25 protein-coding genes are annotated in these 16146 nt (G+C 39.5%); 22 read left to right on the top strand and 3 right to left on the bottom strand.

Features of this window, described 5'->3' with window-relative positions:
- Positions 1 to 93: 93 nt before the first annotated feature.
- On the top strand, positions 94 to 816 hold the full coding sequence (locus FZC76_RS12770) for a D-Ala-D-Ala carboxypeptidase family metallohydrolase (protein ID WP_148988570.1): 723 nt from the start codon (positions 94 to 96) through the stop codon (positions 814 to 816).
- A 42-nt stretch (positions 817 to 858) separates the two neighbouring features.
- Here the strand turns inward: FZC76_RS12770 and FZC76_RS12765 are convergent, their stop codons facing one another.
- The gene (locus FZC76_RS12765; protein ID WP_148988569.1) at positions 859 to 1428 is read right to left on the bottom strand and encodes an MEDS domain-containing protein; all 570 of its coding nucleotides are present in this window, start codon (positions 1426 to 1428) and stop codon (positions 859 to 861) included.
- 197 nt (positions 1429 to 1625) lie between these two features.
- Between FZC76_RS12765 and FZC76_RS12760 the strand changes: the two genes are divergently transcribed.
- From FZC76_RS12760 to FZC76_RS12660, 20 genes are all read left to right on the top strand, one after another.
- On the top strand, positions 1626 to 1904 hold the full coding sequence (locus tag FZC76_RS12760; protein WP_148988568.1) for a hypothetical protein: 279 nt from the start codon (positions 1626 to 1628) through the stop codon (positions 1902 to 1904).
- Positions 1905 to 2228: 324 nt separating this feature from the next.
- On the top strand, positions 2229 to 2483 hold the full coding sequence (locus FZC76_RS12750) for a hypothetical protein (protein WP_148988566.1): 255 nt from the start codon (positions 2229 to 2231) through the stop codon (positions 2481 to 2483).
- Between the two features lie 23 nt (positions 2484 to 2506).
- Positions 2507 to 2785: a hypothetical protein gene (locus tag FZC76_RS12745; RefSeq protein WP_148988565.1), complete on the top strand. Its 279-nt coding sequence runs from the start codon at positions 2507 to 2509 to the stop codon at positions 2783 to 2785.
- 23 nt (positions 2786 to 2808) lie between these two features.
- Complete coding sequence (locus FZC76_RS12740) at positions 2809 to 3114, top strand: hypothetical protein (RefSeq protein ID WP_148988564.1); 306 nt, start codon at positions 2809 to 2811, stop codon at positions 3112 to 3114.
- Between the two features lie 186 nt (positions 3115 to 3300).
- The gene (locus tag FZC76_RS12735) at positions 3301 to 4515 is read left to right on the top strand and encodes an MFS transporter (protein ID WP_148989025.1); all 1215 of its coding nucleotides are present in this window, start codon (positions 3301 to 3303) and stop codon (positions 4513 to 4515) included.
- An 11-nt stretch (positions 4516 to 4526) separates the two neighbouring features.
- Positions 4527 to 5081, top strand: a complete 555-nt coding sequence (locus FZC76_RS12730; protein ID WP_148988563.1) for a histidine phosphatase family protein — start codon at positions 4527 to 4529, stop codon at positions 5079 to 5081.
- A gap of 120 nt (positions 5082 to 5201) precedes the next feature.
- Positions 5202 to 5930 carry an alpha/beta fold hydrolase gene (locus FZC76_RS12725; RefSeq protein WP_148988562.1) on the top strand — a complete coding sequence of 243 codons (729 nt, stop codon included), beginning with the start codon at positions 5202 to 5204 and terminating at the stop codon, positions 5928 to 5930.
- A gap of 162 nt (positions 5931 to 6092) precedes the next feature.
- Positions 6093 to 6611: a GNAT family N-acetyltransferase gene (locus FZC76_RS12720; RefSeq protein WP_262372580.1), complete on the top strand. Its 519-nt coding sequence runs from the start codon at positions 6093 to 6095 to the stop codon at positions 6609 to 6611.
- Positions 6612 to 6614: 3 nt separating this feature from the next.
- Positions 6615 to 7040 (top strand): NUDIX hydrolase, encoded by a 426-nt coding sequence (locus FZC76_RS12715; RefSeq protein ID WP_148988561.1) that lies wholly within the window; start codon positions 6615 to 6617, stop codon positions 7038 to 7040.
- Between the two features lie 14 nt (positions 7041 to 7054).
- Positions 7055 to 7840 (top strand): phosphotransferase family protein, encoded by a 786-nt coding sequence (locus tag FZC76_RS12710; RefSeq protein WP_148988560.1) that lies wholly within the window; start codon positions 7055 to 7057, stop codon positions 7838 to 7840.
- A 16-nt stretch (positions 7841 to 7856) separates the two neighbouring features.
- The gene (locus FZC76_RS12705) at positions 7857 to 8636 is read left to right on the top strand and encodes a phosphotransferase family protein (RefSeq protein ID WP_148988559.1); all 780 of its coding nucleotides are present in this window, start codon (positions 7857 to 7859) and stop codon (positions 8634 to 8636) included.
- Positions 8605 to 9051, top strand: a complete 447-nt coding sequence (locus tag FZC76_RS12700) for an ASCH domain-containing protein (protein ID WP_148989023.1) — start codon at positions 8605 to 8607, stop codon at positions 9049 to 9051. The genes FZC76_RS12705 and FZC76_RS12700 overlap by 32 nt, the downstream gene beginning before the upstream one ends.
- A 17-nt stretch (positions 9052 to 9068) precedes the next feature.
- Complete coding sequence (locus FZC76_RS12695; protein WP_148988558.1) at positions 9069 to 9272, top strand: hypothetical protein; 204 nt, start codon at positions 9069 to 9071, stop codon at positions 9270 to 9272.
- Between the two features lie 137 nt (positions 9273 to 9409).
- Positions 9410 to 9946, top strand: coding sequence for a GNAT family N-acetyltransferase (locus FZC76_RS12690; RefSeq protein WP_148988557.1), 537 nt, complete (start codon positions 9410 to 9412; stop codon positions 9944 to 9946).
- Between the two features lie 172 nt (positions 9947 to 10118).
- Positions 10119 to 10766 (top strand): 2OG-Fe(II) oxygenase, encoded by a 648-nt coding sequence (locus FZC76_RS12685; RefSeq protein WP_148989022.1) that lies wholly within the window; start codon positions 10119 to 10121, stop codon positions 10764 to 10766.
- Positions 10767 to 11286: 520 nt separating this feature from the next.
- Positions 11287 to 11745 carry an NUDIX domain-containing protein gene (locus tag FZC76_RS12680; RefSeq protein ID WP_148988556.1) on the top strand — a complete coding sequence of 153 codons (459 nt, stop codon included), beginning with the start codon at positions 11287 to 11289 and terminating at the stop codon, positions 11743 to 11745.
- A 5-nt stretch (positions 11746 to 11750) separates the two neighbouring features.
- The gene (locus FZC76_RS12675; protein WP_148988555.1) at positions 11751 to 12161 is read left to right on the top strand and encodes a hypothetical protein; all 411 of its coding nucleotides are present in this window, start codon (positions 11751 to 11753) and stop codon (positions 12159 to 12161) included.
- 162 nt (positions 12162 to 12323) lie between these two features.
- On the top strand, positions 12324 to 12812 hold the full coding sequence (locus tag FZC76_RS12670) for a hypothetical protein (RefSeq protein ID WP_148988554.1): 489 nt from the start codon (positions 12324 to 12326) through the stop codon (positions 12810 to 12812).
- A gap of 213 nt (positions 12813 to 13025) precedes the next feature.
- The gene (locus FZC76_RS12665; protein WP_316246615.1) at positions 13026 to 13496 is read left to right on the top strand and encodes a GyrI-like domain-containing protein; all 471 of its coding nucleotides are present in this window, start codon (positions 13026 to 13028) and stop codon (positions 13494 to 13496) included.
- 14 nt (positions 13497 to 13510) lie between these two features.
- Positions 13511 to 13930: a VOC family protein gene (locus tag FZC76_RS12660; protein WP_148988553.1), complete on the top strand. Its 420-nt coding sequence runs from the start codon at positions 13511 to 13513 to the stop codon at positions 13928 to 13930.
- A 4-nt stretch (positions 13931 to 13934) separates the two neighbouring features.
- Here the strand turns inward: FZC76_RS12660 and FZC76_RS12655 are convergent, their stop codons facing one another.
- Both FZC76_RS12655 and FZC76_RS12650 read right to left on the bottom strand, forming a co-directional pair.
- Entirely contained in the window at positions 13935 to 14210 is a 276-nt protein-coding gene (locus FZC76_RS12655) for an RNA polymerase sigma factor (protein WP_148988552.1), read from the bottom strand.
- A gap of 139 nt (positions 14211 to 14349) precedes the next feature.
- A complete protein-coding gene (locus tag FZC76_RS12650) occupies positions 14350 to 15315 on the bottom strand; it encodes a phosphotransferase (protein ID WP_148988551.1) in 966 nt (321 codons plus the stop codon).
- 170 nt (positions 15316 to 15485) lie between these two features.
- On the opposite strand from FZC76_RS12650, the gene FZC76_RS12645 reads away from it, so the two are divergent.
- Positions 15486 to 16061 carry a DUF4256 domain-containing protein gene (locus FZC76_RS12645; RefSeq protein WP_148988550.1) on the top strand — a complete coding sequence of 192 codons (576 nt, stop codon included), beginning with the start codon at positions 15486 to 15488 and terminating at the stop codon, positions 16059 to 16061.
- The last annotated feature ends 85 nt before the right edge of the window (positions 16062 to 16146 follow it).

The following is a 16146-nucleotide window of genomic DNA, read 5'->3' as shown; positions in this document are numbered from 1 at the left end:
ACTCTCTAATTCTAGCAATCAATCGTTGTCGTAACTGCAGTTTGAGTTGAACAGGACATTCAAAAAACTATTGTGGTTGGGAGAGATGGAAAGATGTTTAAAGTGTATCAGAAGATGTTGGCTTTCAGTTTTACTCTAATGCTTGGTATGGTATTGTCCTTGGTTACGGCAGAAGAGGCCTCGGCATATAACTGGACAAGAACATTAAGTGAAGGTTCCAGTGGTTCGGATGTAAGGGAGTTGCAGATTCGTGTAGCCGGATGGGCTGCGGATTCCCCCCAACAAACAGTTGTAAGTGTAGATGGACAGTTTGGAGCAGGAACAAAAGCTGCGGTCATCCGTTTTCAACGTGCATATGGGTTGACGGCGGATGGGGTAGTCGGACCTCAGACGCAAGCCAAGTTAAATGAGTTGGAATCACCAAATGGAACGAAACACTTCAGTTACAGTGAATTTTATTCTAAAGACGGAAGCGGGTTTAACGGAGGGAATGTATCGGCTGCGACCGTACAAGAGAATGTGCGCCGAATGATGTACAAGCTTGAGGCAATCCGAGTAAAAATTGGAAACCGTCCAATGAATGTTAACTCCGGCTTTAGAAGCATCTCTCACAACCGCAATGTCGGTGGAGTTTCCAATAGCCAGCATACGTATGGGATTGCGGCAGACATCAGCGTATCAGGTGTGAGTACGACTACTGTTCGAAATGCTGCGAAAAGCTCTGGGTTTAGCGGAATCTACAGTGAAGGAAGCTTTACACATATGGATAGCCGAGTAGAGTACCCATATGGTACGCAGTCTTGGTGGTGGGAATAAGTAAGAAAAAGGGGGCTTATCGTTTCGGTAAGCCTCCTTTTCTCACCCATTTAAAGTAGGTTTGTAGAATTCTGATACAACCAATTGATCCTCCACTAGTATATAGGGGTGTGTTTCTAATAAAATATTTCTGAGATAATCTGGCATTTTAGCTCCTTCATAAGCACACACCAAAGGGAAATCAAGCTGATGTACGCTATTATCCACGATACGCTCAAGGTCTTCCACAATATGCAAAGGACCGTCCATTGTTGCCCACTCTACATGTGCCCACGAGCGGAACGGAAGCTTTTTATCTACAAAATGCTGAACAGTGTTTACAAAGTAATCATAAATGGCCGGTGGATGGTAACTTCCACTAGAAAAATAGAAATCAAAATTGTTCACCCATCGAACTAACTTCATTTGCTCTTCTGATATACGATTGCTCAGCTTCTGTTCTAGAATTCGATAAATCCGTTGGTTTTCAATAACAATAACATAATCTCCCGCTGATACCCCTGATTGAACAAAATCTACTAACTTCTCCAAGTATTCTTCCCGTCCTTCATAGGAATAAAGAACATGGATATTCCTTTGCTCTTTAAACAGATCGTTCATTCTGCTTTTCAAGTGATCACCCCTTTAAAGCTTTTTCTAATCTACTTACAATATTACTAGAAATAATGGGCAAAAGCGATGGGAGGGGGAAAGATAAATCTAATGACAAATAGCAGGAAAAATAAACCACTATATGGAATTTATATAGGTTGGATTTTTCAAGAAATAGAGTAGCTGTGAACATAAATATAGAAGGAGTTGTTGTAGAGATGCCATTTATAGTGATTGTATTGGTATTGTCCATTGGGGTGGGGGTATTCCTTAGCCGTAAGTATCACAATAAGTCGTTGATTATCTGGGGAGTTATTACTATGCTTTCCATTGCACCATTTTTCAGCTGGATTGTGGCGATGATAGTTGCAGTAAATGTAGGAGATGGATTCGCGGGAGTGGCAGTTATGTGGTTGATGTTTCCGGTCTTGTTTTTGATAGGAGTTGGGATGGTAGGTGCTGGTGTGTATAAGAAAGTGACAGGGGAGAATCTGTAGGTTGGATTCTTGTTGTACGGATTGTTCGATTTTTGCTGTATAATCAGCCATTTTATGTGGAAATCCTCCTTGGAAAATTCGTTCGGACATTTCTCTATCAGCTTCGGCCATTTAATTGTTATTTTTAGAGGTGTTTCGGACATTTGAGTCGGGCCTTCGGTCAGCAAATTAAGATGTTTGGTCATTTGAAATTTTGGTTCGGCCAACTTTCCCGATTCTTCGGTCAACTTCAAGAAATCTTCGGTCAACTTTCAAAAAACTTCGGTCAAAATCACGATAACTTTGGACATTTACAAAGTTGGTGGCCAGAGGGAGGCTTAAAAAATGAAGAATATCGATAAAAGAAACAAGCTAGATGAATCACCTTTCAGCTATCGCATCTCAAAGGATAATACTATCTTCCTAGATTATGAAAATAGACAAGTAAAAGTTCTAAAAGGAAAAGAAGCGAATAAATTTCTAGTTCGGATGGAAGCTGCCGAGGATGATAAAGCTAAGCAATTGATAATGGCAAAAATAACAGGGAATTTTAAAAGAGGCAATGAGCAAAGTGCAAACTCTGATAAACAAAATAAGTAGGGAATAGGGGAGGGATTACAAAATTGAATCTTAAAATCCGTTGGTTAGTATCTATTTCACTGGCCATTTTCACGATTTTATGTATTTCGAAAGGCCTCCAACTTTGGTCATTCGGATCAAATGTTGATGGTGGTGGTATTGGAGTGTATTTTCTTGGATTGGAGATTAACGACAGAGTATTAGAAGCGAACATGCCAACTTATGCGATTGGGTTCTTTATTGCAGGACTATGCACATTGCTAATAAGCATAATTAATTTGACAAGATTACTACTAAGGTCAACTTCACGAACAGCAGTTTGATATCCGGTGGGGGCATCTCATTTATGAATAAGAATCTTATCATACTAATCTCTCTTATTGCTGTTGTTCTATTGCTCCATTCCACTCCCCACACTGCATTAAGAACCTATGTCTTCTTCAGTGGCTATCCAATAATCGCTCTCACAACGGATATCGAAGATGATGAATATCATAACCGAGTGGATCAAGAAAAGTTTAAAGAATTAAACGGTAGAGCATATACCTTGACCAAACCGCCTATTGAAAAAGCGACACAGGGAGAATTGAGAAATTACCTTGTTAGGAAATTCGGTATTTTTCATTATGTGGAGTTTTACGGAGAAGCGTAAGGAACTGAGGATGATTGTCATCGCAATTGTTGTCATGGGGGTTGCAGGGGGATAACTCGTAAACGAATAAATCCCGGAACTTTTTTCTGAATAGTATGATATAGTAATATTTGTAAGTGATAAGCGGCATCGGGAGGAGTTCCGATGCTTTTCTTTTATGTATTGAAAAGAGAAAAGGGTGGTCACATGTCTTCTTGGAAGTACCCTCTCTTATTGATTGCCGGAATTGGCATATCTTATTTGGGGAGTTGGATTTACCTAATCGCACTAAATATATCCATTCTTAATATGACTGGTTCAGCAGCGGCTGTTGCGGGGCTATACATAATCAGGCCAATAGCCATTTTATTAACCAATACGTGGTCTGGAAGTGTCATTGATAGGGTGAACAAAAGGAAGCTGATGATCTGGGTGGATGTTGCTCGTGGGGGATTGGTGTTCCTCATTCCATTTATAGATTCCCTTTGGACTATCTACTTTATTTTGTTGGTTATCAATATGGTGGGTGCATTTTTTGGACCTAGTTCTTCTGTCTACATAACGAAACTTATTCCGGTCAGCGAGCGTAAAAGATTTAACTCGTTATTAAGCATGACAAGCTCTGGTGCGTTCCTTTTGGGGCCGGCCATTGCCGGGTTCCTCATCATGTATGTGAGTACCGACATATGTATAGTGATCAATGCTGTAACGTTTTTAGTATGTGCATTCTTCATCTTTTTGCTACCGGATGTGGACGAGAAGGTTGAAAACAACCGGGAACCAATCCGCTTGCAAACTTTGTTGGGAGATTGGAACGTTGTCAAAGACTTCTCTATGAAAGCAAGATTTTTCATCACTGTTTATTTTCTGTTCCAATCAGCGATGTTACTTGGGTTTGCTTTGGATTCGCAAGAGGTGACTTTTATCAAAAAGGTACTGGAGTTGTCTGACCGTGATTATGGGCTGATTGTTAGTTTAACGGGACTCGGTGCATTGGGCGGTGCGTTTGTCTCGGCTTTGGTGGCAAAAAGAGTGTCATTAAAAGTTTATTTAGGAGTTGGGATGCTTCTAACCTCCGCCGGATATGTAGCCTTTTATGCTTCTTACGACTTTCTTACAGCAACGGTTGCATTTGTATTTCTCGGCTTTTTCATGGCATTTGCCAATGCAGGGTACGCGACATTTTTTCAGAACAATGTTCCTGTTGATATTATGGGGAGATTCGCAAGTTTAACAGAAATGTTCCAAGGTATGTTGCAAATAGCACTTACCTTGCTCCTGGGATTTGCGGCTGAGGTGTTCCCTTTACAACTTGTTTGTCTGATATTTTCAGGTGTTTCTACTTTGTTTGCTCTGGTTTTACTAATTACCATCATCAGGCCATCGAAAGCAAGTTATTTTAGCGAAGAGGTTTCCATTTGAGGGGGATTATTTTGACTAATTTGTATTTCATAAGACATGCTCATTCGACTTACACACCCGATGAATTGGAGCGGCCCTTATCAGAAAAAGGATACAAAGATGCTGAGAGAATACTAGATTTGGTCCAACCTGACGATATTGATGTGGTGGTTTCTAGTCCATATAAAAGAGCAGTACAAACGGTGGAGGGTGTGGCGCAGCATTACGAGCTGGAGATTGAGATTTTTGAGGCCTTGAAAGAACGTACGCTGACAACTAAGCCTGCTGAAGACTTCACAGCCGCCATCACGAAAGTTTGGGAGAAGCCAAACTTCGCATGGGAAGGCGGCGAATCCAACATGGGGGCACAGGCTAGGGGTGTGAAGGTCACCCATCACCTATTGGAAAAGTACGCAGGGAAAAACGTTGCTATTGGGACGCACGGAAACATAATGGTTTTAATCATGAATTATTTTGACAAGCAGTATGATTTCTCGTTTTGGAATAGCTTAGATATGCCGGATATCTACAAGTTAACGTTTGATGGGAATCTGCTAGTAGAGGTGAGTAGATTGTGGGAGAGGTGAATGGTGGACCAAAAACTTGTAAGGAAGATTAGAAGTGGAAGGTTGTTTTACCAAAAGTCAGCATTGTTTTTCTCATGAATTGGTTGAAACAAAAAAGATTGAGGAAGGGGTGGGGGATATATGTTATTACATACAGATGTTTTTGGAGATGGAGAACCAATTGTTTTTTTACATACAGGCTTGCAAACGGGGATGACTGATTTTGAAGAACAACGGGATTATTTTAAGTCGGGATTTAAGGTGATTTTTCCAGACTTGAGGGGGCACGGGAAGTCCTCATCAAGAGATCTCTCTAATTATTATGAGGATAGTGCTTCAGATATAAAAGATACGTTGGATCACTTAGGTGTGGAATCTGCTCATGTTGTTGGCTGTTCCATCGGTGCATTGGTGGGACTATTTTTAGCGAAAAGGTTTCCTAAGAAAGTGAAGACTTTAACCCTTTCGGGGATGATGACGGAGAAGCCTTCTAATTGGTCGGAAATACATAAGAATATGGTAGAACAGCAATCTAGGCTTTTGGAAAAAGAACAAATAGGAGCCTACTTTGACCAGCTTCATGGTGAAGGTTGGAGGGACTTTATCCATTTGGCTAAGCAAGAAGATTCCTATCCATTTGAAGAAACCTGCGATTTGGGTGAGCTAGAGATGCCGACATTGTTTATAGTAGGAGAGGAAAACGAGAATGAAACGAATGGGGCCGTCTTTTTCTCCGGGTTAAATAAGCAAATACACGTATCGGTCATACCTTTTGCCGGACATCTGGTATATTCCGAGCAGCCAGAGGTCTATAACCGAATTTTGAACGGGTTTTTGGAGAAATATAGCGGGGGTGGTGTAGATTATTAGTAAAAATGATCTTTTAAGCGCAAGGAGACTACCTCATCCTGATGAGGCAGCGGGCTGCCACGTGAATATATCAAGAAATCTGGCAATATATCAATAAATTCTGAGATATATCAAGAATTCTAGGAATATATCAAGAAATCAATCGAGAGGGTGTGATAGACAGTGAAATCTACCGGAACCGGGGACCGGCCTATCCAACTAAGAGCACTTCAGATGGAAGATTTCCCTGTGGTGGAAAAGTGGAGCAAAGATAATGCGTTCTGCCTCGCGAATGGCTGGGAAATTGGTAGAAACGAGGATGAACTTTATTCATGGTGGAACAATTGTGCGCATAACCAATCCCATGACTTTGTAAGATTAGGAATTCAATATGAATCAAGGTTAATTGGTTATGTAGACTTGGCAAACATTAATGGTAAAAGCGCCGAGCTTGGCATCGCCATTGGGGAAAGCAAGGTATGGGGGCATGGAGTCGGTACGGAAGCTTTGAAGCAATTAATGATCTATGCAACCGCAAAGTTTGGCACTCAACTTTTTGATGCAGAAACGAATGAAGTCAACATGCGCTCGAGAAAAATGTTAGAGAAACTAGGATTCACCGAGATTAGTAGAATTGGATCTGAAGAATACATGGGGAAAGAAAGTCAGTTGATTCAATTCCGGTATAACAAGGGGGAATAAACAATGGTACTAAAAGTTAGAGTGACACCAAAACACATCATTTCGGCAGCAACAGTCGTTTTGAATGACAAGAATGAAGTCCTTTTAATTAAAGGTCCGCGCCGTGGATGGGAGATGCCCGGGGGACAAGTGGAAGAGGGAGAATCACTGAAGGGTGCTGCTATCAGGGAAACGAAGGAAGAGTCAGGAATAGACGTGGAAATTGTGAAATTTTGTGGAGTTTTCCAAAACGTCAGTGGCTCTATATGTAACACGCTTTTCTTAGCTAGAGCGGTTGGCGGAACACCTACTACCTCACCAGAGAGTTTGGAAGTTGGTTTCTATCCTGTAGAGCAAGCGTTGGAAATGGTGACTTATATGAATTTTAGAGAGCGGATTGGATATTGTTTAAAGGAAGAAATGATTCCTTTTTACATAGAGTTTAATTAACTGGAGTGATCACGATGAAACCAATTCAACTTGAAGAAGTTCCAATTGTAATAAAAGATTATGTGAAGAACATTCATTCCATCACCTTCCCCCTCCAAGGGTGTACATCTGATGTTGGCATCATTCAAAGTGACATTGGTCGATATGCTCTAAAACGGACCAAAAAACCGCAATTCAATGCGTGGTTAAAAAAAGAGATAATGGTATTAATAGGCTTGAATCAGGAAACCTCACTGCCTGTTCCGAAAGTTGAAAAATTTGTTGAGGTAGATGGACAGTCTTGGGCTTTATTAGAGTATCTAGAAGGGGAAACGGTAAGGGTTGCTTTAAGCAAAACACATCATAAAGGGAAGCGGGAAGAATTGTTAATAAACTTAGGTAAAGTCGTGTCTGATATCCATACTACCCCGTGTCCGAAATCCTTAATGAATGAAAAAATTTGGTTAAATGATATGCTCGATCAAGCAGCATATAATCTTGAAAACTATGAAGTGGATGGTTCGGAAGACTTATTGAAACAAATCAACAAGAACCGACCAAGTAATAGAAAACAAACTCTTATTCACGGTGATTTAACAATTGATAATGTACTAGTACAAAACGGCGTGGTTACAGGAATTATTGATTGGAGCGGTGGAGCTTATGGTGATCCAAGGTATGATGTTTCTTTGGCTATTAGGCCGAAACCAGACATCTTTGAGTGGGAAGGGGATAAGTTATATTTTTTTGAAGGGTATGGAGGAAGCATCCTGACTGAAGGGGATTACGATTATTTTCTCAATCTTTATGAGTTCTTTTAAAAGTGAGGAGTTTACAATGAATTTAGGGGAGCCTATTGCATCTGGCAGCACTGCCAATATTTATCTTTATAAAAATAAAATCATCAAAATTTTTAAGGATCATCTTCCAGACACTGAACCTGAATATGAAGCTCATAAACAAAGAGTTGCCTTTGAAAGTGGTTTAAAGGTTCCTAAAATACTAGAAGTCAAAAAAGTGAACGGAAAACCGGCAATCTACATGGAATATGTGGAAGGAAAAACACTAGGTAAACTCGTGACAGAGAACATGGATCAAGTAGAGTCTTTTCTGGAAATGTCGGTTGATATTCAGATGGAGATTCATACGGTGCTAGCTGTTTCATTGGAATCCATGCGTACTAAACTCCAACGGCAAATAAAAGCAGTTGAAGGATTGGATGAGCAAGTGAAAATGTCAATGCTAAAGAAACTGGAGTCAATGACCGTCGAAAACAAGCTCTGCCACGGGGACTTTCACCTTTACAACTTGATAAAATCAGGTGATGAGGTCTTCATTATCGATTGGGTCGATGCAAGTGCCGGTGATCCACGAGCTGACGTATGTCGTACATATATACTTTATTCCCAGGTTTCAGTAGATATCGCTGAATTGTATTTGAACCTATATTGCGAGAAAAGTGGGTCGAGTCGAAAAGAAGTATTGGAATGGGCACCAATCATCGCGGCAGCAAGGCTTTCTGAAAATGTCACCACAGAAGATTCGAAAAGGTTAATGAAATATATAGTAATGGAGGAGCATAATGATGAATCAAGCATCTTTAGAGTACTGGAATAATTATTGGGAAGATCAAGAAAAGCCAGAAAGAGTGACAGCTTGGCAGTTCGGAGGCAGTCCGGATTATCTGGCACAATTAGTAATAGAAGGAGTGAAAACAGCGACCTGTTCTGGTTATGTCTTTTATGAAGTGGAAAATGAACCTTTACCAACTACTGAAGATTATAGTGTTGTTCTGAACAGTGAAGACGAACCGGTTGCTATAATAAAAACAGTAGATGTGCAGGTCATGCCGATGAACGAAGTGCCGGAAGAGTTCGCGGTTTCAGAGGGAGAAGGAGATCGTACATATAAGTATTGGTGGGACGCACATGAGTCCTTTTTTACAAAAGAGCTGCGTGAAATCGGTAGGGAATTTTCTGAGGACATGATGTTGGTTTGTGAGCGGTTCGAATTGGTGGATGTTAAAAGATAAAAATATGGGGTGGTTCCATGGACGTCAAATATTATTGCGACGGTGAGTTAATCTATGAAACTCACACATCGGATTTAAGCGGACTTATGATGGCGATTGAAAAATCAAACAGCATTCATTTTGAGAATGATGCCTATTCCTTTGATGCTTTTTTCTTGAATCACTATGAACAAGATGGGATTTGGTTTGAGGAGTTGGTAGTGTATTTGATTAATGGTTAGCGCTAAATCGCAAAAGTAACATGTTCTTGATGCAGAGATGTTGTGGTAGTTTCATAGGAGTCGGAAAATGAAAAAATGCTGGAGAAACCTCCACATATATAAAATACACTTCAATCTGAGGGAGGAAAGAGATATTTATGAAAAAGGTATGCGAAACAGAGCGGTTACTATTAAGGATACTAGAATCAGGAGACACTGAACAACTAAAACGTATTTGGGGAGATGAAGAAGTGATGGGCCTCTGTGCAGGTGCCACCCCTCATGACATGCTCCCTAGAGTAGTAGAATACTATGCAAAGTGCCAAGAAGAAAAAGGATTATCTGTTTACGCAGTTGTAGAAAAAGTTTCAGGAAATGTTATTGGAACAGCAGGGTTCAATGTAAAGGATTCCCTAGAAAAAGTGGAATTAATTTATCATTTTGCAAAATCTTACTGGGGAAGTGGTTATGCGTCTGAAGCGGCTGCGGCATGTGTGGATGTGGCGAAGTCTAATAATTCTGCTTGTTGCTTATTTGCTTCTGCCGATCCAACAAACAAAAGCTCACTGAAGATATTGGAGAATATTGGATTTGAATTCAAAGGGCTTAAATGGTTTGACGATACCAATCAAGAAGAACCTTACTACGAAATGATGATAAAAGATAAAAATTCCCATCTAATAAACGAAAATTAGGATAGCATATATACATGTGACAGTGTAAAATAATCTCAAATCAATTCGATTTAATTTATGTTAACAGGGAGAAATGCACACAAATAGAATACAGTTGACTATCGTTGCACAGGTTCAGGTTATTTTTTCAGAATATTAATAACACGATAAAAGAGGTTGATGTTAGTTGGCGATGGATACAAAGGATTTAACTGTTAAGGAACAGACTATTTTCCCTCATGTTGGCAATAAAATAAAAACAGAAGATAGAGAGATTGCGATAATTGCAAGAATGGAAGAGCCACTTGTCGTTGTGCTTGCAAATGTACTTAGCGACGATGAATGTGATGCGCTGATTCAATTATCCAAGGATAAGATGAAGCGTTCGAAAGTTGCTAATGGCATCGAAATAGATGCAATTAGGACGAGCAGCAGTACTTTTTTCAAAGAAGGCGAAAACGAGCTTGTGGCTAAAATTGAAAAAAGAGTTTCGCAAATTATGAATGTGCCTGTGGAACATGGAGAAGGCTTGCAAATCCTGAACTATCAGGTAGGGCAGGAATACAAGGCACATTTTGATTTCTTCAAGTCTTCAAACAAGCCAGTAAGCAATCCACGAATTAGCACGCTTGTCATGTACCTGAATGATGTGGAGGAAGGCGGAGAAACGTATTTTCCTAAGCTGAAATTATCTGTATCTCCACAAAAGGGGATGGCTGTGTATTTTGAGTATTTTTATGATGAACAAGAATTGAATGAATTGACCTTACATGGCGGCTCTCCTGTTGTGGTTGGGGATAAATGGGCGGCAACGCAGTGGATGAGAAGGAAGAAATACTAGAATTGGGAACGCTAATCTCTTGGGAGGTTAGCGTTATTTGCATTTATGGATGGAATGGAGGGGAAAAGTGGTCTCGTTGAAATTTTATTTTCCGTTACATGAGTTTTATTTTCCGAAACACACATTTTATTTTCCGTTACGGAAATATACGAGCCAAATCTAGTAATTTATTTTCCGTTTCAAAGATTTACGAGCCGTTCGGCAAACTCCCCGAAAATCCGACACGCCCCTAGGAAACTTATCCCCATCCTATACGTCATATACATAAATAAGAAAAGGACTGATACTAAAGTGGATTACATAACACACCTAAGATCAATGGTAGGAATGAAAAAGTAATTATGGTGGTTGCGGGAGCATTTTGTTTTTGGTGAACAAGGAATGCTGCTGCTCTTACAGCAACGTTCAGATAATGCACAATGGGGGCTGCCAGGGGGCTTCAGCATCGAGTTATCATTGATGACCTTCTGACAATGGAGAGTCGCCCAATTGTAAAATAATGGAGTGAGGTGGAGGCAAAATGCCTATATCAGATTATTACCGTAAGTTACGTGAAAAAGTGGGGACCGACCTTCTGCTTCTCTCGAGTGTTGCCGCAGTCATCAGAAACGATAAGTCGGAAATATTGTTTCAATATCCTAAAAACAGTGATTACTGGAGTCTGCCAGCTGGTGCCATTGAGCCTGGAGAGTCACCAGCGGAAGCGGTGGTCAGAGAAGTCTGGGAAGAGACAGCCCTCGAGGTAGAGCCAATCAGTATAATTGGTGTTTTTGGAGGAAAGGAATTTCGACACACCTATGCAAATGGAGATCGAGTAGAATATCAAGTAACAGTATATGAATGCAAAATCATCAGTGGTACGTTGGAAGCGATGGATGGAGAATCGGAGATATTAAAGTTTTTTAAAGCAGACGATATTCCAAAGCTTATGATGCCTTATCCGAAATGGGTATTTCATCATAACAAGAAGGTAAGGTGAATGCGTTGAAGAAAATTAGTTTTATCATTATTTTCGCTTTGCTCCTGATGGCTTGCTCTGTAGATAAAACTGCAGAAGTCAAACAAACTATAGACCAAATTACCATCCATCAAATGGAGAACTTCTCACAAGTGAAAGACGACTCGGAAAAGATCCTCACAATTCAAGAACACATTAAAAGGATACAAAATGCTTTTTCTAGTGCAAAGAAAGAACCTGGTGTGGTGGAAATGACAGACCCTCATTATAAGGTTAAATTAAATGGTGAGACTTTTTTTCTTTGGATTCATGAATCTTCAGGAACCATTATGAATACAAAGGATACTCATGTGATTTACTCATTGTCTGAAGAGGCGGCAACAGAAGTATTTAAGTTATTGGAGAATGTATATGGAGGAGATAAGGTTGGGGAGTAATTTTCACATAGAATCAAGCTTCACTAATAAAGACAAACCAACATACCCTCCATACTATAAATTTCCATAAATACGACACATCTTCCAACCAAACCACCATCTCACATTTAGTAAAATAAGGATATAAAGATAAATCCTAACATATGAAAAGAGGAGATGTGGTTGGAGGCTAAGCTGAATTCCAGTAAATTTCTATTCTATTTTTTCGGTGGATATCTTTTTTTAATTGTGGCGCTCATCTTTTTTTCGTCATCTGCAGATATTTCCGGTGGAGGAAGCTTAGAAGATATCATTCCATCCTTTGAAGAAGGAATGGCACATACGGAGAAAAAGAACGAAGAGAAAGCGAAAAAAGAGCCCTTATGGGATGTGCCAAATCACATTGCTGCACCAATTCTAATCATGGCATCCATCCTCGATATTGTCATAATCCTCCTTTGGGCTCGTAATGAGAATAGAAAACGAGAAGCCCAAGAAGCTGGGATTATTCCAGTGAAGAAAAGATGGACTGACAGCAAGTGGTTTTGGAATTTCATAGCATTGGGTGTTGTCCAACCAAATAATGGTAGAATTGTTGTGAACTGGCGCAATTTAATTGCAGCAGTAATTCTGTTGACCGTATTGAAATTTGCTATCCTAGATCAATTGTAAAGGCTTGAAAGTAGAGTGAAGAAATTGTTTCTACTTTCAAGTCTTTCTTTATTGGTGACTTACCATTTCTAGACAAGAAGCAATACAACGTCCCCACAAAGTCTGTAAATTTATCCATATTATTGTCACAAAACATAAAAATGGATTGATTTTACAAATAGTATTTGGAATAATCAGAAATATAAGCTTAGTAAGGAGTGACTTTTATTGAAAGTGAAAAAGATGAAAGAACCACTTATAAAAAATCTGGACAATCTAAAATTAACAGGGTTCCGGGTAGTATGCAGAGGGGAAGAGTATCCTGTTGAAATACCGAAAGCATCAGAGCTACTAGAATCACGCTTGCCTGAAATTAAAAACGTGAAGAATGGCAATGTTCAATACGGCTCTTTCATTGTAGATATCCATTCAGAAGAGGAAGACGGATATTGGGTGGGAGTTGAAGTAGAAGAGTTTGAAGATACACCTGAGGGGATGGTCACCATGACAGTTCCTGCACAAAGGTATGCATCAGCAAATTATGAGGGCCCAACCACTGGAATTTTTAATGCGTATGAAGAATTACATAGCTGGGCTGCAGAGCAAGGTTATAAAAGACTTAAAGATAAATGGCATGTGGAAATCTTTGAATCTTGGGAAGACCCTAATAACATAGTAGTTGAGTTATTAGATACCATTGAATAAAGGGGGACGCTGAAATGAAAGAGAGATTATGGAGAGTAGGAACAACGTATATTCCAGTTACGGATGTTGATGCTTCTGCTGAATGGTATATAAATAAGTTGGGTGCGGAATTGAGTTATCAGGATCAGGACAAAGCGATTATCAACCTTGCAGACCAAAGTATGTTTCTTGTAAAAGCAGAGGAAGGCCAAACATCAAATTTTACAGATGCAAACGGGCAGGTTCGTTTCTCTTTAACATTTGAAGTAGATGGTTTAAGCGCATTAGAAACTATGCACCAAGAATTTATAGAGAGAGGTATCAAGGTAAGCGAGATTGAAAATAGAGGACATGCCGGAAGAAATTTTGTGTTTGAAGATCTTGATGGGAATAAGTTTGATGTGTGGAGCGAGTTGAGTGTGAAGTTTAAAGAAAAATACTTTAACCGACTATAACGATTCAAGACATTTTCTCTAACGGGTTAAACAGTATGGAGTAGATTATTTTCGCAAGTAATAAGGAAAGTCTGCTTTCCTTAAATGTATTTAGTAAAGAAGGGTCATTCCATAATGATTTAAGGGTATCTTCAAGAATGCGTTCTGCTTCCTCGGTTGTAGAGACTTGGCACCGAACAGTTTGGTAGAGAAATACCTCATATTGGTCATAAAATAATTCAAAAGCAGATTGGTCCTTGGCAGTGATAATGTCATATAGCTGTTGTTTATTAATTTTCATCGTTAACTCCTATAGTGTAACATAGTTCTTTTATACCACTTTCACTACATGTGCAAACCAAGTAATGTGTTTGGATATGCAAGGAAAATTTATGCCTACAGCAATAGGTTATTATAAGGGGGTTCGGGAAAGCCGTATATCACTTTCCCTTTACCAGATCCCGATGCTCTAGCAGAACACGAAGCCATTGAGCCGGTTTGTTTTTGGAGTCTTCTTTATCCTTTCTGAATGGAGTAATGTAAAGGTGCCACCCAAGAGCCCTATAAACACAAGCTAACTGATCTGATAGCTCAAGAGCCTTTTCCAACTCAGCAAGGGGTGCAAATTCTCTCCATGGCTCTAAGTAGTAAGGTTTAAATTCGTTGACGATATCGAGCCACTCTGATTCAGATTCAATCAACTCATCTAAAGCATGCCAGAAAATTCGAGTACTGAAGAATGGATGACTCACCGCTGCATCTCCCCAATCAAAAAACACAGGTTCATTGCCATTGCCAGCCACTTGGATGTTACCCGAATGTAGGTCACCATGATCTAAAGAATACGGAACCACGTTTTCCATACGGTCGCACATCTTTAGCAATTCTTCTTTTATATCCATTATTTGTTTTGTTTCCGATCTGTTAAGGCCTGTTTGACATAAATCTAGCAGGTGTAGCTCAATTTCATCCTTCAAAATAGCAAACCTTCTATCCGGTACTCCGATATCAACCAAACGAGAGAGGTTTTTTGATTCTTTTACCTGTAAATGTGCATATTCTTGAAGACAGTTTTTCCAACAATCCTTATCTTTTGTTTTTCTAAGAGATTCTCCTTTCAATTCCTTCATAAGCATCCAGGGATGGTCTGAATGAGAAGCAATAACTTCTACGGTCTGCTTTGGGTTTCGTAAAAATAACTCTTCCGTCAATGAAGGTTCGAATTCGGATGATTTACCAGTAGCTTTGAAGTAAAGGGTAGCATTTTGGAACGTGAACTTCTCGACCAAAGAAATATCAGTAGCTTTAATTGTTTCTTGGTCGCTTATACCAGATAGGTTTAATTCCTTTGCCTTACGCTTAATCCACTCTAAAGCTTCGTTATCAAATTGTAATTGTTCACTCATTGATTAATGCTCCATTCAATTATTAATAGATTAATAATTCTAGAGGGTGAGGTAGACTCCTTTTTGAATCAGAATTTTAATTTTTTGGAATGAAAATATGGTAAAGTAAGTCTATCTATATGATGGACAGGCTAGAATGAATAAAAAATAGATTAGCTAGGAGGAGAACGATGACAAATCATACGACAAGCGACAAAAATCTATCACCGGAACAAATTGAAGAATTACTATCTGTTGTAAAGAAGCGGTTTGAGAAAAACATGCATCGTCACGAAGGTCTTATTTGGGACAATGTTCAAGAAAAGTTGCAAAGTAATGCGGAAAAACTTTGGTCGCTAAACGAAATGGAAAGAACCGAGGGAGAGCCAGATGTCATTGCTTATGACACAGAAAAATATGAGTACCTATTTTGCGATTGCTCTAAAGAAAGTCCAAAAGGCCGCAGAAGTGTTTGTTACGATCGTGCAGCACTAGAGGCAAGAAAGAAGTTTAAGCCAGAAAATAGCGCGGTGGACATGGCAAATGAAATGGGAATTGAAATGTTAACAGAAGAACAATATAGAGAATTACAAAAGCTTGGGGAATTCGATTTAAAGACATCCAGCTGGGTGCAAACACCGGAGGAAATCAGAAAGCTTGGCGGTGCAATATTCTGCGACCGTCGCTTTAATCACGTATTCGTGTACCACAATGGAGCTGATTCTTATTATGGGGCACGGGGATTCCGTGGGATGCTAAGGGTATAAATAACGATATGTTAAAAGACGTAGAAGGTACATTCTTCTGCGTCTTTTATTTATTTGGAAACTTTTTCATCTGTAAATCGTATAT

The sequence above is a fragment of the Sutcliffiella horikoshii genome (assembly GCF_008180725.1).
GTDB lineage: Bacteria > Bacillota > Bacilli > Bacillales > Bacillaceae_I > Sutcliffiella_A > Sutcliffiella_A horikoshii_B.
Note: the sequence above shows the minus strand (reverse complement) of the source record. Positions and strands in the feature narration are given on the sequence as shown.